Here is a 24486-nt window from a genome sequence, read left to right on the forward strand (position 1 = left end):
ACCCTTCACCCTTCACCCTTCACCCTTCACCCTTCATACTTCACCCTTCATACTTCATAGCTGTATAGCGGGCCATTCTGGTTGGCGATAGTAGCGGGTCATATCGTCAAACTTCCGCAGTTCTGCACGGGTAATCAGCAGGCTAGGTTCGTCTGCTTCAAGCCATTGCATACTGAGGTCTGAGAGGATATTAGAGAGGCGATCGCGATTCACCTCTTCTGCCGAAACATCACCAAAGTATCCCAGGGTGATATGAGCCGTAAAGTGATACTGCTGTTCGACCCCCAAAGCTATCAAACTGGTGTTTTGATAAATCGCCCGCCGCAATTTTAAAATTCGCTGGTAGGAGTCTTCATCCTGGGGAATCAAACAAACCGCGATCGCGCGGGGTCTAATCATAAATCCCAGCAACTGCCACAGAATCGGTTTCCCCTCAGAAGTCTTCTGGTTGTACTGCTGAAAGCTTTGATCAATGACACTGCGTAGCTGTGGCTCAAACTCTGGATTTTTGGTTTGAACATCGCGATAGGCACTATCCCAAATCAAGTCAGCTAGAGTTAAATGGAAGCTCTCAGGAGGGACTGTCACAAGCAGCCCCTTGTCTAGCGGCTCTATCAGTTGCTGTTGGCAACGCTCCAAGCGCTTGTAAAATGCAGAATTTTCGGGTTCTTCCTCCCAAGGGGGTGTGACTACGCTGTAGCCAGGAAAAGACACCGCCTGTATTGTGCCTGTTTCATCACGCTTAAACTTGGGTGACCGCTGGATATTCTGTAGCTGAGCTTGATAGCTTGCTGGTCTAGTTAAGCGTGCCACCCGATTTAAATAAGTTTGATACGTCTCGTCCAATTCTTAGATCGCCTCATTATCCCTTATGACAATTTACCTCTATTGGGGAGAAGATCACTTCGTAATCACGCAAGCTGTCAAGGAACTTATCGATAAAACCCTTGACCCCAACTGGGCTAGCTTTAACTATGACAAAATTTTTCCCGATCAACCAGATGCGTTAATCCAGGCGCTAAATCAAGCAATGACACCTCCCTTCGGTATGGGAGGACGCTTGGTGTGGCTGGTAGATACAACCATTTGCCAGCAGTGCAGTGAGGATCTGTTGGCACAACTAGAACAGACTTTCCCAGAAATTCCTGATGACACGGTGTTACTCTTTACCGCCACGCGACGACCCGATGGACGCTTAAAATCTACTAAACTGCTGCAAAAACATGGTCATATCCGCGAATTTGCCTTAATTCCTCCCTGGAAGACCGACCAACTTGCACGGCGCGTTCAGCAAGCCTCTCAAGAGGTTGGGGTGCGGCTGACAGCGAGGGGAAGTGAGTTTTTAGCCGCCGCCGTTGGTAACGATACGCGGCAGTTATTTAATGAGCTGGAAAAATTGCGGCTGTTTGCGGTGACGTCTCAAAAACCTCTTGATCAACAGGAGATTGCGATGTTAGTCATGACCAATACTCAAAATAGCTTGCAGCTAGCCTCGGCAATTCGGGAAGGCAAAATAGCAGCATCCTTAGAGTTAGTACAGGACTTGATTAATAAAAACGAACCAGCTTTAAAGATTGTCGCCACCTTAATTGGGCAATTTCGTACCTGGCTTTGGGTGAAACTCATGGTGAGTACAGGAGAGCGAGATGAAAAAGCGATCGCGACGGCGGCGGAAGTTAGTAACCCCAAACGAATCTACTTTCTCCGCAGTGAAGTCCAGTCGCTATCATTACAGCAACTCATGGCTACTCTCCCGATCATGCTAGAGTTAGAAGTCTCTCTCAAGAGAGGCGCAGACCCCTTATCCACTCTGCAATCTTTGGTAATACAACTGTGCCAAATTTGCCAGTAAATAATTGTTCTTGACTAATGACTAGTGACTGATGAATACTGACGGCTGAGGAACTTCTGCTCCTTAAAATAGTTCAGAGCAAACTAAGCCCATTTGGGCAATTGTTTCTCGTTTTTGGTCGTATCCGATCGCCATGATGACTCTTAACTGTTCTCATCCTCAATTGAATAAAATCTTCTCTCGTTCTCTGATTATCGGTGCTTTGACGGCAATGGGTCTACTCTCTGGACTCACCCCTGGGATATCGAAGGACTCGGCATCTTTTGTGACTGGGGTTTCTGCTTACGCTCAAGATATTAGTAACGAAGAGGCAACCAACTATGCTAGAGCCGTTTTGTTAATGGAGCCGCTCCGCCAAGCTGCCTATAACGAAATCAAAAAAATTCAAGGTTCTAGACCAGTTCCCAACATTATATGCAGCCAGGAAGACAGTTTGCGTGCCCTTCCTAGAGACGCTCAGGGAATTGCCACAAACTACTGCAACCAGTCAAAACGCATTGTTGAAAGCAACGGCTTCACCATTGCTCGGTTTAATGCCATGACTCAGACCATTCAATCTAACCCCACTTTAGAGCGACGAATTCAAAATGAATTGATTCGTCTCCAACGCTAACGTCATCACGAGATTACAGAGTAATGCTGACTTTCACCCAACGCTTGGAGGCTATTCCTGAGCGTCCAGTCAGTTTTAGCCTTGCTCTTACAGCAGAAGAACGAACTCGCAGTCGCCATCGTTTCGAGATGCCAGGTGATCAAGTGTTTTTTTTGCGTCTCCCTAGAGGAACGGTGCTGCGGGATGGCGATTTTCTCCAATCAGAGACAGGCGATGCGGTGGTTCAGATTACTGCCAAACCTGAGCATGTAATCGTCGTCACAGCAAATTCCCCTTTACATTTACTACGGGCAGCCTACCATCTAGGGAATCGCCATGTCCCCTTGGAAGTCGCCTCAGGCTATCTTCGCTTATCCCCCGATCCAGTTCTCAAGGCAATGCTGGAACAATTAGGCGTACAGGTGCAAGAGGCAGTCTTACCCTTTCAACCGGAAGCAGGGGCTTATGAACAAAGCCATTAGGTTTTGTTCGGCAACAGATGGGACGAAAAAACTAGTGGCTCATGACTCATGACTCATCCCCCCTCAGGACTTAATACTGACCGCCCGCTGTTACATCTTTTACAGCTTGCGAGTCCGGCGTTACCTGTAGGGGCTTACAGCTATTCTGAGGGGCTGGAGATGCTGGTGGAGAGGGGGGTAGTCGAGGGAGAAAAGACGCTCCGGCATTGGCTAGAACGAGAACTGCGCGTTGGAGCAGTTCGCCTAGAAGCAGCGGTGATGGTGCGTAGCTATCGCAGTTTAGCCTGTGAAGATTTGGCAGGGTTGGGATACTGGAATGACTGGGCTTCGGCAGCTAGAGAAACGGCAGAATTGCGATCGCAAAGCTGGCAGATGGGTCGCTCGTTGATGCGATTACTAATCGATTTACAGCCTTCTCTGCAACCGATAGCGACGGCAGTGGGTTCTCCTTGTAATTATGCGATCGCCTTTGGCATTGCTGCTGCCCACTGGCAGATTGACCTCCATACAGCGGTACTGGGTTATCTCCATAGCTGGACATCTAATTTAGTTAGTGCGGGAGTTAAACTTATACCCCTCGGTCAAACCGCAGGTCAGAAGTTACTCCTGAATCTCTATGCTGACCTTAGCCAGGCTGCTGAAGAGGTCTTATTGCTAGACGATGAGGTTCTTGGTAGCTGTGGCTGGGGATTAGCGATCGCTAGCATGGCACACGAAACCCAGTACACCCGCTTATTTCGGAGTTAGACTGCTTGCTTGAGGGATGATGGTTAATTTATGAGTGCATTTCGGGTTGGGATTGCAGGCCCAGTGGGATCAGGGAAAACAGCTTTATTAGATGCCTTGTGTAAGGCATTGCGATCGCAACATCAGATTGCGGTGGTAACGAATGATATTTATACCCAAGAAGACGCACAGTTTTTGGTACGCTCTCAGGCATTAGATGGCGATCGCATTCTTGGTGTCGAAACCGGAGGTTGCCCCCATACCGCCATTCGCGAAGATGCCTCAATGAACCTAGCCGCCATCGAACAGCTAGAACAGAAATTTACCGATTTAGACTTAGTTTTTCTCGAAAGCGGCGGCGACAACCTCGCCGCCACCTTTAGCCCAGAACTCGTCGATCTCACCCTTTACGTCATTGATGTTGCCGCTGGCGATAAAATTCCCCGCAAAGGCGGGCCCGGAATCACTAAGTCTGATTTACTTGTGATCAACAAAATTGACCTAGCGCCGCAAGTCGGTGCTGACTTAGGAGTAATGGAACGCGACACCCAAAAAATGCGTGGGCATAAACCCTTTGTCTTTACAAATTTAAAAACTCAGCAAGGGCTGTTAACCGTTGTTGACTTTATTAAACTTCACATGGGCTGAAACTATAAGGCTCTGTGGGGACGGAGTTTTTATACTAAAGATGTTCTAAACCTCAAAACAGGGAAACTTTCACAATTGGCATAAGTCAGCCATGACGCCACCCAGCAAGGAATTGTATGCCTTGATACAATTTGCGGTCGATACTCGCTCTAACATCACAGCTTACTGGGTTTGTCTCTATCCCAGGAGTCTGATTTTTGAAACGGCGAGAGGAAAGCATGGCAAGGCGACTAGGGCGACGAAAGTTTCTACTCTACGGCTCCGCAGCATTGGGAACAAGCCTGTTGTTAAAAGCTTGTACTAGCAACGAGCAAACCACAACATCAGTAGATTCAACTGCTCCTACTGCTTCAGCAGGTGGCAGTGGAGACACCGTAAAAGTAGGGATTCTCCACTCCCTCAGCGGCACGATGGCAATTAGTGAAAAGAGCGTCGTCGATGCTGAAAAGCTAGCAATTAAAGAAATTAACGAATCCGGCGGCGTCTTAGGCAAGCAAGTTGAAGCAATTGTTGAAGATGGTGCCTCAGACTGGCCGACCTTTGCAGAAAAAGCCAGAAAACTGATCGATCAAGACCAAGTTCCAGTGATCTTTGGCGGCTGGACTTCTGCTAGCCGCAAGGCGATGCTACCTGTGTTTGAAGAAAACAAACACATGCTTTGGTATCCCGTGCAGTACGAAGGGCAAGAATGCTCTCAGAACATCTTTTACACCGGGGCTGCCCCAAACCAGCAAATCGAACCGTCAGTGGATTGGTTGTTAGAAAACAAAGGTAAAGAATTTTTCTTAGTTGGCTCTGACTACGTTTTCCCCCGTACGGCTAATACAATTATCAAAGCGCAATTAGAAGCAAAAGGCGGCAAAACTGTTGGCGAAGACTACTTACCCCTGGGTAGCACGGAAGTAACGCCAATTATCACTAAAATTCGCGCTGCCCTCCCCAATGGCGGCGTCATTTACAACACCCTCAACGGTGATAGCAATGTTGCCTTCTTCAAGCAGTTGCAAGGGGCAGGTTTAGGGCCAGATAAGTACCCTGTGATGTCAGTGAGCATTGCCGAGGAAGAAGTGCGGGCAATTGGGCCAGAATATCTCAAAGGTCACTACGCGGCTTGGAACTACTTCATGACGGTAGATACGCCGGAAAACAAAAAGTTTGTTGAGGCGTTTCAAAAAGAGTACGGCGAAGACCGGGTGACAAACGACCCCATGGAAGCCGCCTACATTGCCGTTTATCTGTGGAAGCAGGCAGTAGAAAAAGCGGGAACGACGGATATTGAAGCCGTACGCAAGGCAGCTATGGGTCAAACCTTTGAAGCCCCAGAGGGAACCGTAACGCTGGATAATAATCACCACTTAGCAAAAGTCGTGCGGATTGGTGAAGTTCGGGACGACGGCTTATTTGAGATTGTCTACTCTACGGATAAAGCAGTAGAACCCGTGCCCTGGAATCAGTTCGTTGCTGAGACTAAGGGATATGCCTGCGACTGGTCTGACCCTACAAAGGGTGGCAGATACAAGACGAAGGCTTAGGAATCAGGGTAAGAGTTGTGAAGTTTGAGTTCCCCAATTCACAACTCAAAACTTTTCCCTGCTTATAGGAGAAAAATTTTGTTAGCGGGATTACTGGACGCTCTTTTGGGCGGTATTAGCATTGGTACGGTTTTATTAATCGCGGCGCTGGGTCTAGCGATTGTTTTTGGGTTAATGGGTGTGATTAACCTAGCCCATGGCGAGTTGATGATGCTCGGCGCTTATACCACCTTCGTGGTGCAAAATGGCTTTCGGCTGCTGGGTGAACCGTGGTTTGAGGTTTATATTATTTTTGCCTTGCCGATCGCGTTTCTGGTGGCGGCATTGGTGGGGTTGATTTTGGAAAGGGGAGTAATTCGCTTTTTATACGGACGCCCTTTAGAAACTCTGTTGGCAACGTGGGGCGTGAGCCTAATTTTGCAGCAGTTTATTCGCAGCGTGAACTGGGTGATGGTGATTAACATTGCTGTTTTTTGCCTGCTGTTTTTTGGGGCGCTGAAGATTTTGTCTCGCCGCGCCGATTTTGCCCGGATTCGCGGTTGGGCGATCGCGATTATTTTGCCCCTATCTCTGGGCATTGCTCTGACGACTGGGTCTTTTTTGAGTGAGCTATACAAGCCAACTATTACTCAGCTCTGGTTTGGCGCTCAGGGCGTGTCTGTCACCGCACCGGGTTGGCTGCGGGGAGGGGTACCTGTGGCAGGCTCTCAACTATCCTACGTGCGGCTATTTATCATTGGGCTGACTATCCTTTGCGTGATTGGGATTTACCTGTTCCTGCAAAAATCCCCTTGGGGGTTGCGGATTCGGGCAGTGATGCAAAACCGCAGTATGAGTGCTTGCCTAGGCATTCCGACTCAAAAGGTGGATGCGTTGACCTTTGCCTTGGGTTCTGGTTTGGCAGGGGTGGCAGGGTGTGCGATTAGTTTGCTCGGTTCGGTTAGCCCAAATACGGGTCAGAACTACATTGTTGATGCCTTTATGGTGGTGGTCGTCGGCGGTGTGGGAAAGTTAACAGGCACGATTGTGGCGGCGTTAACCATTGGGACGGTGAACTATGTGCTCGGTTCTGGGATACTGGCGCTGATGTTTGCCTCTGTACAGCCATTAGCCGCTTTTTTCTCCTTTTTTGCAACAACGAGTATGGCAAAGGTGATGGTGTTTGCGTTAATCATTGCGTTCTTGCAAGTACGACCGGGAGGCATTTTCCCGCAGAAGGGGCGCACGATTGATGCGTAGGATTCAAACGTTGCTCAAAGGCGATCGCATGAAAGATGCAGTACTAGAAGTCAAAGGCAGGGAAAAGCAGCGCTTAGGGCTGGAAGTGGGGATAGTTATCGCGATCGCGCTGATCCTGATCGTGGTGATGCCCCTCGTCTTGTCTGGCTTTCGCCTGACGTTGTTGGGGCGATTTTTGGCGCTGGCGATCGCGGCACTGGGTATTGACTTAATCTGGGGCTACACCGGGTTACTCAGTCTCGGTCATGGCATCTTCTTTGCCTTGGGTGGGTACGCCCTCGCCATGCACCTGCAACTGTCGCCTTTGGAAGCAGGTAGCTTACCAGAATTTATGGGTCTTTACGGGGTGACGGAACTGCCCTGGTTTTGGAAGCCGTTTGATTCCTTCGGCTTTGCTGCTGTTGCCGTTATCTTTATTCCTGCCTTATTGGGGGGAGTGCTAGGCTATCTGGTCTTCCGCAACCGCATCAAAGGCGTTTACTTTTCCATCCTCACTCAAGCTGCCGTCATTGTTTTTTTCAACTTCTTCAACGGTCAGCAAAAACTCTTCAACGGCACTAACGGGTTAACTAACTACAAAACCTTATTAGGGGCAGATGTGAATGCCTCGCAAAGCCAGTTTATTTTTTACACCGTAACGGTATTGCTTTTAATCGCTGCTTATGCATTGTCTCGTTGGCTGACCAGAGGGCGCTTTGGGCGGTTGCTGGTGGCGATTCGCGATGACGAAAGCCGGGTGCGTTTTACAGGCTACAATCCCACCGGATTTAAGGTTTTGGTGTTTGCGATTTCGGCGGCATTAGCTGGGATTGCCGGAGCAATGTTTACGCTGCAAACGGGCATCATTTCCCCCAAAGCGATGGATATTGCTTTTTCGATTGAGATGGTGATTTGGGTAGCTGTGGGCGGTCGTGGCACGCTTGTCGGAGCGATTTTAGGGGCGCTGGTGGTAAATTTTGCCAGAACTCGTTTGAGTGAGGATTATGCGGAAAGTTGGCTGTTTTTCCAGGGGGCGCTGTTTTTAATTGTGGTGACGGTGCTACCGGATGGAATAGTTGGCTGGTGCCGATCTCAGGGGATGGAATGGGGGCGATCGCTTTTTGCAGGTCGCAGGCAGGTTATTACTTACCCCAGTTTGGAGGAAGACCCGGAGGTGCAGCGGGAACGTGAGGAGTTGGAGCGTTAGAAGTTAACGAACTACACGCACGCAGAGGACACTGAGAACAGAGAAGAGAGGGCGGGGGATTTGAAGGGGAAAATTTTAGAAACAGAGCATGTAACGGTTAGTTTTGATGGGTTTAAGGCGCTCAATGACCTGAACTTCAGTATGGATGTTGGGGAGTTGCGGGTGGTGATTGGGCCGAATGGGGCGGGGAAAACGACGTTTCTGGATGCGATTACTGGGAAGGTGCAGCCGACTCAGGGGCGGGTGTTGTTTAAGGGGCGCAATCTCCGACGCTTACCGGAAGACGAAATTTCTCGTTTGGGAATTGGGCGCAAGTTCCAGACGCCGCGAGTGTATTTGAATCTGACGGTGCGGGAAAATCTAGATTTAGCCTGCACCCGCCATAAAAATGTCTTTGCTACGTTGTTTGAGCGTCCATCATCTAGCGATCGCCGCCGGGTTGTAGGATTGCTAGAAACTGTTGGCTTAGAGGTGAAGGCTGATTTTCCGGCGGCTTTACTTTCTCACGGCGAAAAGCAACGTTTAGAAATTGGCATGTTAGTCGCCCAGTCGCCAGACTTGTTACTCATCGATGAACCTGTGGCGGGGTTGACAGATGAAGAAACGGAAAATGTCGGCAATCTCCTCCTCGCGCTGGCAGAAAGTCACTCGATCTTAGTCATCGAACACGATATGGAGTTCGTGCGCCAGATTGCCCGGAAAGTAACTGTATTGCACGAAGGTTCTGTGCTGTGTGAAGGCACTATCGAAGAAGTCCAAAACGATCCGCGCGTGATTGAAGTTTACCTCGGCGAACCCTTAGAAACTTCACTTCCTTAGAGATGAAAACAGCGTTCTAGAGACGGCTACTGAGGACTGGGAGGAAGAGGAAATAGCAATTTTGCTAAAAGACATAGACCCAGCGCCTGAAGCCAGGAAATCTGCGGCAACCCAAAAATATCTGGCATTAACCAGTTCCACAGCCAAAGTGTTGGAAAACTGATAACTAGAGAATAGATTACTACCAGTCCTGGAGACAGCAGCAGAAATAAAAGACTCAAACTCTCTATGAGCGTTAACGGAAATCGATTGTTCTCACCCACAAGAAAAGTACTCCCTTAGTTTGGCTCTTGGCAAGTCTGTAAAAACATTCAACTGAGGTACAAATAATAGCTCCAACCGATAGAGCGATCGCTTTTGAACTTAGCCCTATCCCCATCTTTACTCATGCTGCAAATTTCTGATTTAAATGTTTACTACGGCGAAAGTCATATTCTCCGCAATGTCGATCTAAACGTACCCGCAGGACAAATGGTGTGCCTCATCGGGCGCAACGGTGTCGGCAAAACAACACTCCTCAAAGCTATTATGGGGCTACTTAAAGCCCGCACAGGGGCGATCGCTTTTGCTGGGGAATCGATTGCCAACAAATCCCCTGATCAACGGGCAAGAATGGGAATTGGGTATGTTCCTCAAGGGCGAGAGATTATTCCTCGCTTGACGGTAAAGGAAAATTTATGGCTGGGTTTAGAGGCGCGTCGCAGTGGAAGAAACGGCAAGATGGAAATCCCTGATGAAATTTTTGCGCTGTTTCCTGTCTTAAAATCAATGCTGTCGCGGATGGGGGGTGACTTGAGTGGCGGACAACAACAGCAGTTAGCGATCGCCCGCGCCTTAATGGGAAAACCCCGCTTACTCGTTCTGGATGAACCCACGGAAGGGATTCAACCTTCAATCATCCTGGAAATCGAAGCCGCTGTCCGTGGCATTGTGGAATCAACTGGGATTTCTGTTTTATTAGTTGAACAGCACCTGCACTTTGTCCGACAAGCGGATAAGTATTACGCGATGCAAAAAGGCGGGATTGTGGCTTCGGGTTCAACAAGCGAGTTGAGTCAGGATGTGATTCAGAAGTTTTTGGCGGTGTAAGATGCCTCGTAGTCGCTCCGCATCGCTCTGCAACACTCAGAACTTTGCTGTGTAGCGATCGCTAGTTTGGTTAGGACAGGAGAAAGGAAGAGGGCTGGAAATTTCTCCCCAGCCCCCTTGAGGCTACATATTTCGTTGATACTCTTCGAGAAGATCGATCAAGTTTACCTGGCAGCGTGTGGGTAGCATATCGATTAAAGGAACTTCTCGCTTACCACCACCTAGGGAGACTGGGATATCTCCGAGCATCTCTAGCACTTTGCTTTCGTCTAGACTGCCACTACTGAGCATCGGATAGACGCGTTCTGCGATCGCGACAGCTAAGTGGGCATCAGACAAATAGAGATGCCATTTGGCAATATCCATGTAAATATTTTGACCAATCTCAGCGGCGAGTTTTTCGATTGCTTCGGTAGGGATTTGGTTAACCATAGGACTTCACCATTTTTATTGAGATAATGTCGGTTTATTTCTTCGTCCCTGTATCTTTGGCAGGTAGGGGAGAATAATCAGCGATCGCAAAAACATAGATGGCGTGACCCAAAAGGATTGCGCCCCATATGCCTGTCATTAAATAAGACCATTGCCAGTCGGCATACTTTAGGGTTCTAAAAAACCACATGCCAGAATTAAACAGGGCAAATATTGCCACATGTATAGCAAAGTTCATCCGGTCATCTAAGCGGCGATAATCGGGGTCTGCGCGATCGGGTTTGCGGGGCCAACGAGGAGGCATAAAATTTGTCAGTCGTCAGTGGTCAGTTTTGTAGAGGTATGAGTTCCCAGCTTTAATAAAATCACTGGACTGAACTCACTCTCAACCTCAGTAAGCTATTGAGCTACCTTCATTTTAAGGCGGTATCCTCAACAACTGACATAATCCCCCGATTTACCGCCACTTTTACTCACTAGCCGAATCGATTCAATTTGAATTGACTTCTCTAGTCCCTTCGCCATGTCGTACAACGTCAGTGCTGCAACAGATACAGCCGTCAACGCCTCCATCTCTACCCCTGTTTCTGCTTTGGTGGTGACGGAGGCTTGAATTTGGTATCCCGGTAACTGGGGGTCAGGTGTTAGCTGTACTTCGACTTGATGAATCGGTAGGGGATGGCACAGGGGAATCAGTTGCGAAGTCTGCTTGGCTGCCATAATCCCGGCTAGCTTTGCGGTACCGAGGACATCGCCCTTGGGAGCATTCCCGGCGGCGATCGCGGCGAAGGTTTCTGGCAGCATCCGCACTTGGGCGGCGGCGACGGCTTGACGCTTGGTCACTGCTTTGTCAGAAACGTCCACCATCTGGGCTTGACCCTCGCTATTCAGGTGGGTTAGCTGTGGTTGGGAAGAATTTTTGGGAGGATTCTTTGACATTTGAGTCGTCTATGCTACTATAAATATTCGTCAAGGGCTTGTAGCTCAGTGGACTAGAGCACGTGGCTACGGACCACGGTGTCGGGGGTTCGAATCCCTCCTAGCCCGTCCAAACCGTAAAATACAAAAAGGCAAAGGAGTTTTTTCTTTTGCCTTTTTTGTTGGTTCTAGAAGCTTTTATCTAAGGCGTAGATGTCTCGTTCGCGTCCGGTGGCAAAGCGGAAGGAGTGATAGAGGCTCTTGCTGGACTGGGTAAGGAAGACGATCAAGGCGAGAAACCCAAGGCTGGCGGTGAGAATAAAGATGCCCCGGTAGCCCAAAAAGCCAGCAAAGGAACCGAAGACAGGGCCGGCGATCGCAATTCCCACATCAAACCCCCCAATTGCCACAGAATAGACCATGCCCCGTTCACTGGCGGCTGAGCGGTCAGAAATCAAGGCAACCATCATCGGTAGTAATGTCCCCGCTCCCGCGCCTTCTATGAAGCCTGCTAGTAGAAACATTTGCGGATTTTGAGCTTGGGACAACATCAACATCGCTAAGGCATAACAAACCAAGCTACCTGTGATGAAGATTCCTCGTCCGTAACGATCCGATGAGCGACCTGCAACTAAGCGCATACTAAAACTAGCGATCGCAGCGGCAGTAAAAAACCACCCCGCATTCAAATCTGCCCCGGTTTCTCGAATAAACAACGCCACAAACGTACTGATCGCCCCGAAGGCTAACCCAACCAGCATCAGAACTACTGCCGGAATCCGCAGGCGAGGACTATTTACTAAGTTCCAAAGATCCCTCAACTTTGGTTGGGGCGTCACGATGTTGGTATCACGAATAACTTTTGGTTCCTGAATGCGCTGGGCAAAGCATGTCCCCAGCAACCCCAGTCCCCCGGAACAGAGAAACAATGCCCTGTAGCCTAACCCTTCTTGGAGAAATCCACCCAAGGCTGGCCCCACTGCCATCCCAATTGGAGTCACCAGACTCATGTAGCCAATTAATTCACCCCGTTGGCGCATCGGGGACAAATCCACAACCAGGGCACTGTAACCGGTGGTAAATGCCGCAATACTAATGCCATGAAATGCCCGCAGTAGCATCAATAAAGGAATCGACTGCACAAATAAGTAGCCAATCGGCGCGATCGCGGCAACAATTGTGCCAATGATTACAACCAGTTGACGGCTGCGGTGGTCAGCAATATGCCCCAGCTTTGTTCTAAACAGCAACAAACCGATGGCAAAGCAGCCCATGACAATTCCCACCTGCTGCGTCGTTCCCCCAATATCCTCAATGTATTGGGGTAACGTTGGCAGCAGCGAAGCCAAGCTTGACCAAAACAGTAGACCCGTAATAAACAAAACCTGGAGGTTTTTACGTTGTTCTGGTTCAAGCGTGCTAAATATCTTCACAAACCCTAGGCACCTTACAGAATGTTAAGCAGGTTGTCGTTCCTAGTTACTATTCTTAACATTATCTGCGACGACTGCCCTCACCCGATAGATTGGTGTTCTCTCCAGGGATCAGAGCTTACGCACCAAGCTTAGTCCTTGAGACTAGATGTTGAGTAGGGTCAAAATTCTTCATCCCCATGCGGCGCAACCAACGAAAATGGGAAACCACACCTGCCCAGAAGGACTTGTGCTCTATGTATTTCACCCCAAATTCCTGGCAGGTTTCCTCCACCAACTGCGAAATGGCTGGGTAATTGACGTGGCAAATCCGGGGAAAAAGGTGATGTTCAACCTGAAAGTTGAGTCCGCCGAGGAACCATGTGATTACAGGGTTGTAGCGGGAAAAGTTCACAGTGGTTTCGACTTGATGCATCGCCCAATCGTTATCGATCCGCCCGGTGTCCTTCTGGGGTAGAGGGAACTCCGCTTCTTCAACGGCGTGGGCTAATTGAAAGACAATGCTCAACACCACACCAAACACGCTCGCCGCTACTCCATAGAATACTAGGACGACCCAGATGGGATGGAAAAACAGGGGAATCCCAAAGACCAAGGAGAGGAAGGTTGCTTTCCCACCTAGAAAAATTACTAAATCCCACCCCTGAGGGCGTGGATACTGATGGTCGCCCATCTGTTTAGTTAGGACACTGTGGAAATCATCATAAAGTTGCCACTTGATCCCCATCAACCCGTACAACAGCCAGAGGTAATAGTGCTGCCATTGATGAAACGGTCTCCACTGTTGATGTGGGGTTAGCCGACCGAAGATGCCGATGTCGAGGTCGGTGTCATGCTCCGTGATGTTGACATAGATGTGATGGAACACAGTATGCTGCCAGCGCCAGTTGTAGTAACTGCCGCCGATCAGTTCTATGGTCATCCCCATGAGCTGATTAACCCAGGGGATATTTGAATAAGCCTGATGTCCGCCGTCATGCTGAATGTTGAAACCGATTCCTGCCGCTACTAGACCCAGGAGGATGGACAGGGGCAGAGCCTGCCACCATGTTTGGGCAAAGAACACCAACAACAAATAGAATGCGGCGAAACCCAGCAGCAGAATGGCTGTCTTCACATACATCTGCACGCAGTCCCGTTCCCTTCGCCCAGTGTTTCGGAAGAAGGCATCGACGCGCCGCCGCAGCTCAACTTGAAAAGCATTGTTCTTGCTAAATTTCAGTTTCTTGACAGGTTCTACCGGAAGCCGTGAGTAGTACTCAGGGCTTCCTTGAAGCTCTTGCTCTTGTATCATTGGCTCCTTGGCTATTGATTAAGTTGATAGTTTGCCACGACTCGACCGCAAGAGTGCAGTTGCTGGTAATAAGCCCTAGCGATCGCATCTCCTTGAGTTGAAAGGCGATCAATGGCGATGCCGTTGCGTCCCTTATCTTTACCAGAACTGTGAATATAGCAATGGTTTCCCAAATATAGCCCGACGTGGTTAACTTTTTGGTCGCTGGCAAAGAAGACTAAATCTCCCGGTTGCAGTTCTTCAACGCTGATAGACTCAGTGAAATCTGCCTGTTGATAAGAGTCTCTGGGTAGCCAAATCCCAGAAGCGGCAAAAGCGGCTTGCATTAACCCAGAACAATCGTAATTTGGGCTAACAGTGCCACCCCAAAGGTAATAGTTAGGTACTTTGCTGGCATTTTGGGTAAAGGCAATAACGTCAGGGAGACGCGGGTGAATCTCTGTTCGGGTAAGAGCGATCGCTTGATAAGTTGTTTGGGCTAACGTTAGCTTGTCCAAGTCTGGCATTGGCAACCAAGCTGAGTAACCGTCTTCACACAAGCGCACTTCTATCGCGTCTTTGTTTAGCGTTGATAGCACCTGTAAGTGACGCCCAGTTGCAGCTTGCGTAGCGAGAGACTGGCAACTAGGCGAATCATACAGATCAAGATGAGCTTCACACTGGTACTCACCCCTATTAATTTCATCCTTCATCGTTCATCCTTGCTACCGTCACTTCCTGCCATACCGCCTCAATGGCGGAATCGGAAAAACCCAGTGCTAATAGTAACTGACTAACTTGCGATCGCGTTAGCTTTTTTAGTGCTTCCGGCTCCTTGAGGAGAGGAAAGTCTAGTTCCCCCTCGCCTACGGGTTCCAATGACTTCATTGCTAAAGGTAGCAACGCTCGCTGCAACACTTCCCGCTCTTTTGGTGACAGCGAAGCCGCCTCCTCCTCAGGAGTTTGAAGGGTTTGCTCGCGAGTCACGACTCCCCCCACAAAAGCTCCCAACACCACTCCCACCCATAAACCGCTGGTACTACCCTGCCAGAGGGCAAGGGGCGTTACCCCGATTCTGCAAAGTCTTTCTTTGCCCGGTAGCTTTAGCTTTATAAGATCTTGGCACTGCTGGGTACGAGCAATGACATTCATTTGCCCACCGAGGTAAGCTCCAAACAATCCCGACGCCAGAGCCACAAAGGTGCAAATCTGAACCCGCTTTTCTGAGAATAATTTGCGTAACATCCTAAGAATAAGAAGCCTTTTATTCCCCATAAAATAACTCAATCTTTAGTCGGTGAGTCCTAAGTCCTGAGTCCTGAGTCCTGAGTCCTGAGTCCTGAGTAGGAGAGAATGTAGAGACAAGGGCATTCGCCTCTGGGAGCAGGGAAGATAGAGGGATGGGGAGATGAGGTGATGTTAGCGATTCGGGGCGTAGCCCGGTGATGAGGTGATAAGGTGAAACGGTAACCTCTAACCTCTTACCTTTCATACTTTATCCTTCTCAGCACTCAGCACTCAGCACTCTTTTCATCCTTCATACTTCACCCTTCATACTTCAACTAGAGCCATCCCCGCAAACGATAGACGGCTGTACCGACATACTCTTTTAAAGCGCGGGTTGTTCTTTGCAGTCGCTCTGCGTCAGGGAGGAGATTTAAGAGCGTTGCTTCCCTGCTCCTATCGGATTCTTCGACATCTTGTTCGCTCACTAAAAAGTCAGTGGGCGCGGGGATCGCCTCAATTCCCTGACGCTGAAAAATCATTAGCGATCGCGGCATGTGCATGGCAGATGTGACAAGTAATACCCGTCGGATACCTTGCTCTGTGAGAATTCGCTTCACATTAACGGCATTTTGATAAGTATTCAAAGAGGTAGGGTCTTGCACAATTGCCGAGGTAGGCACTCCCAACACTTGCAAAATCTCCGCCATATCTGCTGACTCCGAAGACCCGCTACCGCGCCAGCTAATTCGCCCTCCAGAGGCAATGACAATCGGTGCTTTGCCTTCACGATAGAGTTGGGCACCATAAAAAACGCGATCGCCTTCTTCACTCAAATCTACCCCTGGTCTGGGAGGCAGTTGTGATTTCGTTGCCCCTCCCAAAATCACAATTGCCTCAGCGTTGGGAAGTTCTCCTTTGGGGATGTGCTGCCATTCCAGCGATCGCACTAAGGCATTACTTGCCCAACCATTCCCCGCTACCAACAAAACAACCAACGCTAAGACGATGGGCAAAGGTACCCAGCGAGAGCGTTTCCACGACAACACGAACGCGACTAATAGCAGTACGCAAGCTAGCCCTAGGGGGTAGAAAAATAGAGGTAGTAGCTTAGAGAGAAAGAGGAACATAGAAGGATGAAGTATGAAGTATGAAGGGTGCTTAGGTTAGAAGTAAACAGCTATCTTAGTTAATAAATTCACCCATCCCCTCATCTCCTCATCTCCTCATCTCTTCATCCCCTTATCCCCTCATCTCTATGACAGTGAACTGGGGATTAGCCATTAGCAGCGTTATTTCTTCTTTCTAGAAAACCAGCTAGGAGGAACCATCAAACGCTGATTGCGCTTTTTGGCTTTGATATCTCGTTGCTCTTTGGCGAGACGAAGCCCTCTTACTTTTCGTGAATTTTCTTCTGGTTCTTCTATCTCTCCAGAGGCGAGCTTTCTTGGTCTGTCCTTGCTTTTTAACCAGGTAACAATCCACCCTCCAGCCAATCCGGCAACGGCTCCCATGAAGATACTTAGGGGTATGGAGTACCGGAGCAAAACAAAGCTGAACAAGAAAAACAACCAGATTTGCAACCCGGCTGAAATCCCATCGGCTGAAGGGATTAATCTGACTTTATTGCCCTCTTTATTGCTCATTTCTAGAAGGTCACGAAGAATTAGTTAATAACTAAATGTTTTTTAATTGTTAGTAATTAGCTTGTCTAATTGAGATTGCCAGTCTTGTGTTGTATCCAGAGCAATAACCAAGGGTTGTTCTATCTCGGAAAACGGTTCAGCGGTGGCTTGTTGTTGAGCCACTAACTCTGGGGTGGCATCTGAGACATCGCCAGTACGTTTTGATAGGCGATCGCGTAATACTTCTAGGGGGGCTGTACAGTGAACGATTTTAATCGGTAGGTCGTGGGATTGGGCTTTGGCGATCGCGTTTCCTCTCAACTCAGAGCGGTCGTACTTAGCATCCAAAATCACCGAGAAGCCTTGACTTGCCAAAGTTATCCCCAGCTCTAGTAAGCGATCGTAGGTTTTTTGACTCATTTCGGCTGTGTACAAGTCAGCACCACCCGGCTGCTCTAACCCCACCCCTCCCAGATGCTTCCGCACGGCATCGGAGCGTAGGTGAATCGCTCTAAGTCTGCGGGCAATTTTTCTTGCTACAGTAGTCTTCCCAGAACCGGACAACCCGGACATCAAGATTAGCTGACCATTTTGAGGTTGTGTATATTGCCATGCCAGCTTGTAGTAACTAGCCGCCGTTGCTGCGGCTTCTTCTTTAGCGGCTTCTGGCACCGCCGGGTCATCTAACAAGAAAGAAGTCACTTTCGCCCGCACATATGCCTGTCGAGACAGGTACAACGGCAACACCTGCAACCCTTCCCAGTCGCCAGTTTGCTCCACATAGCTATTCAAAAACGCATTGGCAAAGTCGAGGCTTTCCCTAACCTCCAAATCCATTACCATAAACGCCACATCGTACATCACATCGACAAATCGGAATGGCTCATTAAACTCAATGCAGTCAAATAGCGTAATTTTGCCCTGCCACAGAGAAATATTTCGTAGGTGCAAGTCGCCGTGGCATTCCCGAATCCAGTTATTTTCAATCCGGCTATTTAAAAGGGCTTGCCGATTGGCAAAAAACTCATCGGTAAACGCTTGTGTTTCTTCGTACTGCTGGCGCGTTTGGGCACTACCGATATACTTCTGCGTCTGTTGGTAGTTCTCATCAAGGGCTTCTCGCACTTTCGCAACTTGCCCAAAGCTACGGATGTAATCATCCCTGTGAGCCTTGGCGTGGAATTGGGCAACCACCCGCCCCAACTCCTCCATCTCGGCTTCTGTCAGCTTCCCCTGCTCAAACCGACAGCTCAAGAGGTCATCTTGATTAAAGGCACGCATTTTCAAGAGGTACTCCACAGGGTTTTCAGCCCCTGCCGTTCCTAGTTGAAAGCGATCGCCTACCTGTACAATCGGCAATACTTCCAGATAGATTTCTGGTGCAGTCCGCTGATTAAGGCGAATTTCTTCTAAGCAAAAGTGTTGCCGTGCCTCCACAGTGGAATAATCCAGAAAGCCAAAATTCACCGTTTTCTTCACTTTGTAGGCATAGTCTCCCGTGAGCAACACGTAAGACACATGGGTCTGCATCATCTGAATCGGTTCTGTCACCGCATGAGGATAAAACCCCGGCTGCATCATCTGCTGGATTAAAGGCGGAATTCCTGTATTTGTCATATGTTTATACTACGGCTCTTTCCACTCGTTCTCACCCCAGTTTTTGTGCTTAGCGGTGTAGCAATGGCTTCTGAAATTGCCCAAAATAGTGGAGATAATCGGAATCAAGGGATAGCTAGAGTTGTTCCTCGACTTGTACCTGATGAGACAACAGATTACGTTGTAGTTCAACGAGATGAAAGAATTCCTGGTAGCGAAGGTCTTCCATCTGCTCGATTAGCGAATCCACCATCTGACATAGCAGAAGAGGTTGCTATTTGGTCTCCTCGTGATAATGTTAGCCCTCAATTAGAAAACTTTACACCTTCCCCCAATTCAGTTAGCTACCAAGTGATATCGAGTGTTCGTTACCGAGGAAGTGGACACACTGTTTTCGTAATTACCGTTTCCCTAATTATTACTCCAGGCATCAGTTTAAGATTTGTGCATGGTAATAATCGAGTGCGTCTTACTGATGGAACACCCGTTACAGTCATGGTGAATTGCGATTCCCCCACTAGTGAAGCTGAAGCTATTGCTAATGGTTATGGGTGTATTCAAGGTAGTAGAACACCTAGCCAGGTAGCTTTTCAAAGACGTGGTTTAATCATTACCGTAGCAAGTGATTTACCTATTGAAAGAGTTATTGAAATAGCTAGAGATATTGTTATTGAGTGATTGCTTGTTAGAAAAGAAACCTCAAACTCAGCATCAGTAGACTTTTGTCTGTCCGCTGCGTTGGGGTTGTTGGGATGCTAGCTGCAACCCCAACCTATACTAATGCCCAGTCACTTCGCCTAGTGCCTCTTGAATCACTTCATCACTGACACCATGACGCTTTAGACTTGCAATCAATGCAAACACCGTATCGCCTTCTAAACGCTCCAAGTCAGCCCGCAATCCTTGCCCAATATATGCACGCGCTAAAGGCTGATACCCAGAAAAACCAAGTAATGGTGCTACTCGCCTCAAATCCTCAATCACATCTTCGGGCATACCGATCGCTTTTGGCACTCAACAGAAGCAATTTAAGTGCCGTCTCACAGATAAGGAAAAGCAGCCCAACGTTGCCCATCACCCGCCGCTAAAACCTTTCGGACAACCGACTGTATAGACACGGTCGGTGTGCAACGGGATTGTTAGGCGGTATGTTCTTTAACATGATCAGAACGAATGAAGCAGCGATCTCCTAAATCATAGGATTGGAGTTTCGGTCGCCTACTCGAGTCTACCTCCTCGTACTTAAGACGTGTCAGGAGCCGGATGCTCCTCTGGTTCGCTGGATGTACTGTAGCCCACCACTGGGTTCCTGGTACAACCGCTTCAAGGTAATCATGCCACCAATGCATCGCCTCGAATGCCAATCCCTTTCCCCACCACGCTTCACCTAATAAGTAGGCTACCTCACCCCACTTGCTGTACCTTGTCGCCTCAAGCCGACCGATCGCTTTAGAGGAATCAGCTTTCAAGTGTACTGCCACGTTGAACCATTTCTCGGTGGGCGTTATCAGATTCACTGGCCCACTCGCACGAGCAGCATATTCTGCTCTGAGTTCCTCTAAGGTTGGTGGTTTTCCTGTTGGATCAATAAAGGCGAGGACGGAGGGTGTAGTCAGAACAGCAAAGAGATCGTCAGCATGGGCAGCAGTGAGTGGCTCGAAATGTAGATTCTTACTCTGCATTGATGTCATTCTTTTATCCTTTTGCCAGCCGCCTAACGTTCCCAATCACCAGACACAGATAACTTTTACACCACAACTGATCAGCTTTTGGCGGTCGGTGTGCATGGGCTATGTTAGGCAAGGCAGACTAACTGCTTTCATTAATTACTTGATTAATCCAGCTATACATTTTTGAAACACGAATATAATACTCCTGCCAACCATAACGCCCTTGCCGATCAAAAATCGTTCTAACAATACTTTTATAACGACCTCTAGAGCTAACTCCAATTAGCTGCATTCCATTCTCAGTATTAACTAAGGCTGAACCACCACTATTGAGCGGCGACGATGAGGCTTAAACACACCACCAGTGGTTTAGAAACGTCCGCTGCATTTGAATTGTTATGCCGCCGCAACTAATCTCACCTTCAAACGCAACACCAACTAAGCCTATTATTATTGATGTGCTTCCATATAAGCTCGTAGCAATTGATTGATCTGTGTTTGATAGCCCTGCCCTTGAGACTTAAACCACTCTAATACATCGCTGTCAATGCGGAGCGTAACTTGAGTTTTGGCTTTTGCTACAGGTAAACCCCGTCGCACCACTGCCTTGGCAAACATTTCCGGCGTAATCTCTGGGCAATCTGATAAATCAATGTCTTCATCAGTCATGGCATCCAGTCGTTGCCAATCAGTTTGAGAGTTGCTCGAAGTAGACTCGTTGTTCATATTTCGTCGCTTTTCTTGCAGAAATAATACGGGTACAATCCTCACGCTCTGTATGGACAACAGCAATAACGCGCCCTTGCAACAAACCAAATAAATGTGACAAAACGCTGTTCCCCATAACTGTAGCGCTCGTCCTCGACGATCACCGTGTCTCCATCAAACACTGCTAGAACGTCAATAAAATCAATCCCATGCTTGCGAAGATTGGCAAGGCGCTTTGCTTCATCCCATTCAAACTCCATCACCAAACAACCGCTACAGTTGGCTTATTGTAACTACAGTTCGTCGTTACAGTGACTTAGACAATGCGAACTACCTTTCCCTAGTTGCAGGATTAACTTCAAATCACCGCCACTATAACCGTAACGCATAGTGATAGAACCCTTCATCTTTGCTATACCCAAGCGATTCATAAAGAGATTGCGCTGCAATATTAGAAATTTGCGTTGCTAAAATGATTCGGACTGCTCCTGTTTCTCGTGCAAAATTTTCTGCTGTACTCATCAGCAACTTTGCAACGCCCTTCCCTCGGCAGGTTTCCTCCACGAATAAATCATTCAAAATCCAAACAGGCTTCATCGACACTGAGGAAAAGCTGGAATAAAGTTGGGTAAACCCAACCACGTACCCGTCGTCACTCGCTATAAGGAGAGTAGAATCTTTCTTTTGGAAACGCTCCTGAATGAACTTCGTAGCAGCTTCAAGATCTGAGGACTGCTTATAGAAAACGCGATATTGATCAAACAAATTCGACACTTCCTCAAGATGCTCAAATCGAGCTAGAACGATTTCCATCCTTTGTCCTCAAAACTCAAGACAGATTAAATTTAACGCTGATTACCCCCACCTTAACTTCAAGTGCCGTCTCACAGATAACCTAAATGAAACTAAACCCCAAACACTGACAGAAAAGATGAAAGACTGCCCTTACCGAGGACTTGCGGCATAACTATTAATAGACTGAAACTTTCCGCCTAAGATCCCATAGTGGGTAGATAGGCAGAATGATTCAGCACGAGCGAAACGACCTCAGTATGTGCCAACTGTGTTGACCAAATAGGAAGCGATCGCCAATTCCAAAAAAAAAAGCCAGGGACGACAACGCATCCCTGACTTAACTATTGCATAGCTAGCAAATCTTATGACTCTGATTCTGAAGCGGCTTCTGAGGGAGGTGCTTCTTCCTCGCCAGAGTAGGCTTCCATTGCGGCTGCCACTTCATCGCTAAGGGCTTCGGTGGGTTCTTCTGTTACCACTTGGGGAGTTGCGATGGTGACAATAGTGCGCTCTAGTTCAATTTGGGAGGTGACGCCGGAGGGTAAAGTTATGTTTTCCAACTGTAGGCTGTCACCCACGTTGAGGTTGGTGACATCAACTTCAATTACCTCAGGAATGTTATCCGGGGCACACTGTATAGCAAGTTCTGTTAGTACAGGCTGTAAAATGCCTCCCTCTTTGACACCCACCGGTTCTCCGACGTAGTGAATGGGTACCACAACATCCAAGCTGTCTTGAGAGGCTACAGAGAAAAAGCTCAAGTGGTACAAGATTTTACGTTTCCAGGGGTGAGCCTGTACTTCCCGAAGGATAGCTTTGCCACTCCAGGAAATGTCAGGAACATTTACCTGAATCAGGGTGTTGTTTACTGAAGCATCTTTGAGTAAAATTTCTGCAGTTTTGGCTTTTACAGTCAAATCAACGGATTCTACGCCATTGTGACCGTAAAGAACCGCTGGAATTAGACCCTCTCGACGCAGCGCTCTCGGCTTGCTGCCTTCTGGTCTTTTCTGACATTCAATCGTAACGTCCATCTCAATCGCTCTTAGGGTTTATAAGTGTTGACAGAAAGCTATTATCGGCTAGCTTTAGAAATTGTTGCGTTTTGAGACAGAATTTTCTTCCGTCTCAAACCGGACAGCGCCTCAACTGAAGATTGAAAGATGATCGATCAAGCAGAAGATGACTGGTTTCATCTTTCACACTTTATCCTTCATCTTTCTGGCTTTATGACGCCTTGTAGGAGGCGACAGGCGTACCATTAGCATCCAACAAAGCTCGCTTAGGGCCGTGGATGGGGTCTTCTACGATGATGGTTTGGTCGCGGCTAGCTCCTATGGAGACAAGAGCAATCGGCACTTCCATCAACTCTGCCAGGAACTTCAGATAGTCCAACGCCTGCTTCGGCAAGTCTTCTAAAGACCGACAATCCGCCGTCGATTGTTGCCAACCGGGCAGAGTTTTGTAAATCGGTCGGCACTGGGAAAACAGGCGAGCGCTGCTAGGGAAATCCTGACAGCGTTTTTCACCGATTTCATAGGCGACACAGACCTTAATTTCGTCTAGCTCATCTAAGACATCCAATTTAGTAATCGCTAGACAGTCGATACCGTTGATGCGGACAGCGTAACGACCGATGACCGCATCAAACCAACCACAGCGGCGGCGGCGACCCGTGGTGGTGCCAAATTCCGCTCCGCGATCGCACAGCAACTCTCCTAGTTTATCGCCAAGTTCTGTGGGAAATGGCCCTTCCCCAACGCGGGTGGTATAAGCCTTCGCCACACCAATCACGCGGTCGATCATCGTTGGCCCGACCCCAGCACCGACACAAGCACCACCAGCTACGGGGTTAGAAGAGGTGACGTAGGGATAGGTGCCGTGATCTAAGTCGAGGAGCGTTCCTTGTGCTCCTTCAAACAAAATGTTGCGCCGCTGCTGAATCGCGTCGTAAATCTTCAGCGAACAATCCACTACATGGGGACGTAGCCGCTCGGCAAACTCCAAGTACTGAGAAATCACCTCCTCTGGGTCGAGGGGTGGTAGATTGTAGAGTTTTTCGAGAATGGCGTTTTTGTAGTTGACTGTCCAGTGCAACTGTTGTTTGATCGCTTGGGGGTCCATCAAATCTAAGATGCGAATCCCTATGCGCTCGGATTTGTCGGCATAGGTGGGGCCAATCCCTCGACCTGTCGTGCCGATTTTATGATTTCCCCGTCGTTCTTCTGATGCCTTATCGATCAAACGATGATACGGCATCGTAACGTGAGCAGTGTCTGAGATAAATAAGTTGTCCGTGGAGATCCCCAGCGCTTTGAGTTGATCCAGTTCTTGGATCAAAACCTGCGGGTCAATGACCGTTCCAGAACCAATAATGCACTCAGTCTCCGGGTATAAAATCCCTGAAGGAATCAGGTGTAGCTTAAAGGTTCGATCTTTAACAACAACGGTATGTCCAGCATTGACTCCACCCTGGTAACGGACGACGACATCTGCCGAACGACTGAGTAAGTCGGTAACTTTACCTTTTCCTTCATCGCCCCATTGGGCACCAATAACAATGACGTTAGCCAAGGGTTTATTAAAAGCGCTAAAGTTTACACAAATGAAAATTATCGGCAGCTTTTGCTCCCGATGTCAACGTGTG

29 protein-coding genes, 1 tRNA gene and 1 pseudogene are annotated in these 24486 nt (G+C 48.5%); 12 read left to right on the plus strand and 19 right to left on the minus strand.

Going from position 1 to position 24486, the window contains the following annotated elements; all coding sequences use genetic code 11:
• Window positions 1-54: 54 nt before the first annotated feature.
• Window positions 55-846: a DUF1868 domain-containing protein gene (locus AC5JR3_RS21445; protein WP_495848608.1), complete on the minus strand. Its 792-nt coding sequence runs from the start codon at window positions 844-846 to the stop codon at window positions 55-57.
• Window positions 847-871: 25 nt separating this feature from the next.
• Here AC5JR3_RS21445 and holA point away from each other — a divergent pair, with 25 nt between their 5' ends.
• The 10 genes from holA to urtE all read left to right on the plus strand — a co-directional run bounded on the left by holA (window position 872) and on the right by urtE (window position 10165).
• On the plus strand, window positions 872-1852 hold the full coding sequence (gene holA / locus AC5JR3_RS21450) for a DNA polymerase III subunit delta (protein ID WP_495848609.1): 981 nt from the start codon (window positions 872-874) through the stop codon (window positions 1850-1852).
• A 133-nt stretch (window positions 1853-1985) separates the two neighbouring features.
• Complete coding sequence (locus AC5JR3_RS21455; RefSeq protein ID WP_495848610.1) at window positions 1986-2465, plus strand: DUF4168 domain-containing protein; 480 nt, start codon at window positions 1986-1988, stop codon at window positions 2463-2465.
• A 23-nt stretch (window positions 2466-2488) separates the two neighbouring features.
• Window positions 2489-2926, plus strand: a complete 438-nt coding sequence (gene ureE, locus AC5JR3_RS21460) for an urease accessory protein UreE (protein ID WP_495848611.1) — start codon at window positions 2489-2491, stop codon at window positions 2924-2926.
• A 48-nt stretch (window positions 2927-2974) separates the two neighbouring features.
• Complete coding sequence (locus tag AC5JR3_RS21465) at window positions 2975-3673, plus strand: urease accessory protein UreF (protein WP_495848612.1); 699 nt, start codon at window positions 2975-2977, stop codon at window positions 3671-3673.
• Window positions 3674-3703: 30 nt separating this feature from the next.
• Window positions 3704-4300, plus strand: a complete 597-nt coding sequence (gene ureG, locus AC5JR3_RS21470) for an urease accessory protein UreG (RefSeq protein ID WP_495848613.1) — start codon at window positions 3704-3706, stop codon at window positions 4298-4300.
• Between the two features lie 218 nt (window positions 4301-4518).
• On the plus strand, window positions 4519-5832 hold the full coding sequence (urtA, locus tag AC5JR3_RS21475) for an urea ABC transporter substrate-binding protein (RefSeq protein WP_495848614.1): 1314 nt from the start codon (window positions 4519-4521) through the stop codon (window positions 5830-5832).
• Window positions 5833-5910: 78 nt separating this feature from the next.
• Window positions 5911-7071: an urea ABC transporter permease subunit UrtB gene (urtB, locus tag AC5JR3_RS21480; protein WP_495848615.1), complete on the plus strand. Its 1161-nt coding sequence runs from the start codon at window positions 5911-5913 to the stop codon at window positions 7069-7071.
• 28 nt (window positions 7072-7099) lie between these two features.
• The gene (urtC, locus tag AC5JR3_RS21485; protein ID WP_495848725.1) at window positions 7100-8257 is read left to right on the plus strand and encodes an urea ABC transporter permease subunit UrtC; all 1158 of its coding nucleotides are present in this window, start codon (window positions 7100-7102) and stop codon (window positions 8255-8257) included.
• A gap of 60 nt (window positions 8258-8317) precedes the next feature.
• The gene (urtD, locus tag AC5JR3_RS21490; RefSeq protein WP_495848616.1) at window positions 8318-9076 is read left to right on the plus strand and encodes an urea ABC transporter ATP-binding protein UrtD; all 759 of its coding nucleotides are present in this window, start codon (window positions 8318-8320) and stop codon (window positions 9074-9076) included.
• Window positions 9077-9463: 387 nt separating this feature from the next.
• A complete protein-coding gene (gene urtE / locus AC5JR3_RS21495) occupies window positions 9464-10165 on the plus strand; it encodes an urea ABC transporter ATP-binding subunit UrtE (protein ID WP_495848617.1) in 702 nt (233 codons plus the stop codon).
• Between the two features lie 123 nt (window positions 10166-10288).
• Here the strand turns inward: urtE and AC5JR3_RS21500 are convergent, their stop codons facing one another.
• The 3 genes from AC5JR3_RS21500 to moaC form a co-directional block, all read right to left on the minus strand.
• A complete protein-coding gene (locus tag AC5JR3_RS21500) occupies window positions 10289-10597 on the minus strand; it encodes a DUF3181 family protein (protein ID WP_495848618.1) in 309 nt (102 codons plus the stop codon).
• 34 nt (window positions 10598-10631) lie between these two features.
• Window positions 10632-10901, minus strand: coding sequence for a 2TM domain-containing protein (locus AC5JR3_RS21505; RefSeq protein ID WP_495848619.1), 270 nt, complete (start codon window positions 10899-10901; stop codon window positions 10632-10634).
• Between the two features lie 128 nt (window positions 10902-11029).
• Window positions 11030-11536, minus strand: coding sequence for a cyclic pyranopterin monophosphate synthase MoaC (gene moaC / locus AC5JR3_RS21510; RefSeq protein WP_495848620.1), 507 nt, complete (start codon window positions 11534-11536; stop codon window positions 11030-11032).
• Between the two features lie 34 nt (window positions 11537-11570).
• Between moaC and AC5JR3_RS21515 the strand changes: the two genes are divergently transcribed.
• Window positions 11571-11644: transfer RNA gene (locus AC5JR3_RS21515), tRNA-Arg, on the plus strand.
• A gap of 59 nt (window positions 11645-11703) precedes the next feature.
• On the opposite strand, the gene AC5JR3_RS21520 is transcribed toward AC5JR3_RS21515, so the two are convergent.
• The 8 genes from AC5JR3_RS21520 to AC5JR3_RS21555 all read right to left on the minus strand — a co-directional run bounded on the left by AC5JR3_RS21520 (window position 11704) and on the right by AC5JR3_RS21555 (window position 18687).
• The gene (locus AC5JR3_RS21520) at window positions 11704-12948 is read right to left on the minus strand and encodes an MFS transporter (RefSeq protein ID WP_495848621.1); all 1245 of its coding nucleotides are present in this window, start codon (window positions 12946-12948) and stop codon (window positions 11704-11706) included.
• A gap of 118 nt (window positions 12949-13066) precedes the next feature.
• A complete protein-coding gene (locus AC5JR3_RS21525; protein ID WP_495848622.1) occupies window positions 13067-14242 on the minus strand; it encodes a fatty acid desaturase family protein in 1176 nt (391 codons plus the stop codon).
• 11 nt (window positions 14243-14253) lie between these two features.
• A complete protein-coding gene (locus AC5JR3_RS21530) occupies window positions 14254-14934 on the minus strand; it encodes a C40 family peptidase (RefSeq protein ID WP_495848623.1) in 681 nt (226 codons plus the stop codon).
• Window positions 14924-15466 (minus strand): hypothetical protein, encoded by a 543-nt coding sequence (locus AC5JR3_RS21535; protein ID WP_495848624.1) that lies wholly within the window; start codon window positions 15464-15466, stop codon window positions 14924-14926. Before AC5JR3_RS21535 ends, AC5JR3_RS21530 begins: the two co-directional genes overlap by 11 nt.
• A gap of 19 nt (window positions 15467-15485) precedes the next feature.
• Entirely contained in the window at window positions 15486-15713 is a 228-nt protein-coding gene (locus tag AC5JR3_RS21540; protein ID WP_495848625.1) for a hypothetical protein, read from the minus strand.
• A 70-nt stretch (window positions 15714-15783) separates the two neighbouring features.
• A complete protein-coding gene (locus AC5JR3_RS21545) occupies window positions 15784-16575 on the minus strand; it encodes a YdcF family protein (RefSeq protein ID WP_495848626.1) in 792 nt (263 codons plus the stop codon).
• A gap of 162 nt (window positions 16576-16737) precedes the next feature.
• Window positions 16738-17091, minus strand: a complete 354-nt coding sequence (locus tag AC5JR3_RS21550; RefSeq protein ID WP_495848627.1) for a hypothetical protein — start codon at window positions 17089-17091, stop codon at window positions 16738-16740.
• A 42-nt stretch (window positions 17092-17133) separates the two neighbouring features.
• Window positions 17134-18687 carry a bifunctional aminoglycoside phosphotransferase/ATP-binding protein gene (locus tag AC5JR3_RS21555; protein ID WP_495848628.1) on the minus strand — a complete coding sequence of 518 codons (1554 nt, stop codon included), beginning with the start codon at window positions 18685-18687 and terminating at the stop codon, window positions 17134-17136.
• 63 nt (window positions 18688-18750) lie between these two features.
• Here AC5JR3_RS21555 and AC5JR3_RS21560 point away from each other — a divergent pair, with 63 nt between their 5' ends.
• Complete coding sequence (locus tag AC5JR3_RS21560) at window positions 18751-19344, plus strand: hypothetical protein (protein WP_495848629.1); 594 nt, start codon at window positions 18751-18753, stop codon at window positions 19342-19344.
• Between the two features lie 99 nt (window positions 19345-19443).
• Here AC5JR3_RS21560 and AC5JR3_RS21565 read toward each other — a convergent pair whose 3' ends face one another.
• The 7 genes and pseudogenes from AC5JR3_RS21565 to AC5JR3_RS21595 all read right to left on the minus strand — a co-directional run bounded on the left by AC5JR3_RS21565 (window position 19444) and on the right by AC5JR3_RS21595 (window position 24413).
• Entirely contained in the window at window positions 19444-19680 is a 237-nt protein-coding gene (locus tag AC5JR3_RS21565; RefSeq protein ID WP_495848630.1) for a hypothetical protein, read from the minus strand.
• A gap of 125 nt (window positions 19681-19805) precedes the next feature.
• Window positions 19806-20357: a GNAT family N-acetyltransferase gene (locus tag AC5JR3_RS21570; protein ID WP_495848631.1), complete on the minus strand. Its 552-nt coding sequence runs from the start codon at window positions 20355-20357 to the stop codon at window positions 19806-19808.
• Window positions 20358-20786: 429 nt separating this feature from the next.
• Window positions 20787-21062 (minus strand): BrnA antitoxin family protein, encoded by a 276-nt coding sequence (locus AC5JR3_RS21575; protein WP_495848632.1) that lies wholly within the window; start codon window positions 21060-21062, stop codon window positions 20787-20789.
• Window positions 21025-21304 (minus strand): annotated as a pseudogene (locus AC5JR3_RS21580) (BrnT family toxin). The gene AC5JR3_RS21575 and the pseudogene AC5JR3_RS21580 overlap by 38 nt, the downstream one beginning before the upstream one ends.
• A 112-nt stretch (window positions 21305-21416) precedes the next feature.
• Entirely contained in the window at window positions 21417-21857 is a 441-nt protein-coding gene (locus AC5JR3_RS21585; RefSeq protein WP_495848633.1) for a GNAT family N-acetyltransferase, read from the minus strand.
• Between the two features lie 344 nt (window positions 21858-22201).
• Window positions 22202-22873: a 50S ribosomal protein L25/general stress protein Ctc gene (locus tag AC5JR3_RS21590; protein ID WP_495848634.1), complete on the minus strand. Its 672-nt coding sequence runs from the start codon at window positions 22871-22873 to the stop codon at window positions 22202-22204.
• Window positions 22874-23066: 193 nt separating this feature from the next.
• A complete protein-coding gene (locus tag AC5JR3_RS21595) occupies window positions 23067-24413 on the minus strand; it encodes an adenylosuccinate synthase (protein WP_495848635.1) in 1347 nt (448 codons plus the stop codon).
• Window positions 24414-24486: the final 73 nt, after the last annotated feature.

The organism is Kastovskya adunca (genome assembly GCF_059505785.1).

Coding starts and splice junctions, on each gene's coding strand:
- AC5JR3_RS21545 (WP_495848626.1), bottom strand. CDS start 16,575: ATGTTCCTCTTTCTCTCTAAGCTACTACCTCTATTTTTCTACCCCCTA.
- AC5JR3_RS21530 (WP_495848623.1), bottom strand. CDS start 14,934: ATGAAGGATGAAATTAATAGGGGTGAGTACCAGTGTGAAGCTCATCTT.
- ureE (WP_495848611.1), top strand. CDS start 2,489: ATGCTGACTTTCACCCAACGCTTGGAGGCTATTCCTGAGCGTCCAGTC.
- AC5JR3_RS21590 (WP_495848634.1), bottom strand. CDS start 22,873: ATGGACGTTACGATTGAATGTCAGAAAAGACCAGAAGGCAGCAAGCCG.
- urtC (WP_495848725.1), top strand. CDS start 7,100: ATGAAAGATGCAGTACTAGAAGTCAAAGGCAGGGAAAAGCAGCGCTTA.
- urtA (WP_495848614.1), top strand. CDS start 4,519: ATGGCAAGGCGACTAGGGCGACGAAAGTTTCTACTCTACGGCTCCGCA.
- urtE (WP_495848617.1), top strand. CDS start 9,464: ATGCTGCAAATTTCTGATTTAAATGTTTACTACGGCGAAAGTCATATT.
- AC5JR3_RS21500 (WP_495848618.1), bottom strand. CDS start 10,597: ATGGTTAACCAAATCCCTACCGAAGCAATCGAAAAACTCGCCGCTGAG.
- AC5JR3_RS21455 (WP_495848610.1), top strand. CDS start 1,986: ATGATGACTCTTAACTGTTCTCATCCTCAATTGAATAAAATCTTCTCT.
- AC5JR3_RS21585 (WP_495848633.1), bottom strand. CDS start 21,857: ATGGAAATCGTTCTAGCTCGATTTGAGCATCTTGAGGAAGTGTCGAAT.
- AC5JR3_RS21575 (WP_495848632.1), bottom strand. CDS start 21,062: ATGAACAACGAGTCTACTTCGAGCAACTCTCAAACTGATTGGCAACGA.
- holA (WP_495848609.1), top strand. CDS start 872: ATGACAATTTACCTCTATTGGGGAGAAGATCACTTCGTAATCACGCAA.
- AC5JR3_RS21560 (WP_495848629.1), top strand. CDS start 18,751: ATGGCTTCTGAAATTGCCCAAAATAGTGGAGATAATCGGAATCAAGGG.
- AC5JR3_RS21525 (WP_495848622.1), bottom strand. CDS start 14,242: ATGATACAAGAGCAAGAGCTTCAAGGAAGCCCTGAGTACTACTCACGG.
- AC5JR3_RS21465 (WP_495848612.1), top strand. CDS start 2,975: ATGACTCATCCCCCCTCAGGACTTAATACTGACCGCCCGCTGTTACAT.
- moaC (WP_495848620.1), bottom strand. CDS start 11,536: ATGTCAAAGAATCCTCCCAAAAATTCTTCCCAACCACAGCTAACCCAC.
- AC5JR3_RS21535 (WP_495848624.1), bottom strand. CDS start 15,466: ATGTTACGCAAATTATTCTCAGAAAAGCGGGTTCAGATTTGCACCTTT.
- AC5JR3_RS21550 (WP_495848627.1), bottom strand. CDS start 17,091: ATGAGCAATAAAGAGGGCAATAAAGTCAGATTAATCCCTTCAGCCGAT.
- AC5JR3_RS21570 (WP_495848631.1), bottom strand. CDS start 20,357: ATGACATCAATGCAGAGTAAGAATCTACATTTCGAGCCACTCACTGCT.
- AC5JR3_RS21505 (WP_495848619.1), bottom strand. CDS start 10,901: ATGCCTCCTCGTTGGCCCCGCAAACCCGATCGCGCAGACCCCGATTAT.
- ureG (WP_495848613.1), top strand. CDS start 3,704: ATGAGTGCATTTCGGGTTGGGATTGCAGGCCCAGTGGGATCAGGGAAA.
- AC5JR3_RS21540 (WP_495848625.1), bottom strand. CDS start 15,713: ATGAAAGGTAAGAGGTTAGAGGTTACCGTTTCACCTTATCACCTCATC.
- AC5JR3_RS21555 (WP_495848628.1), bottom strand. CDS start 18,687: ATGACAAATACAGGAATTCCGCCTTTAATCCAGCAGATGATGCAGCCG.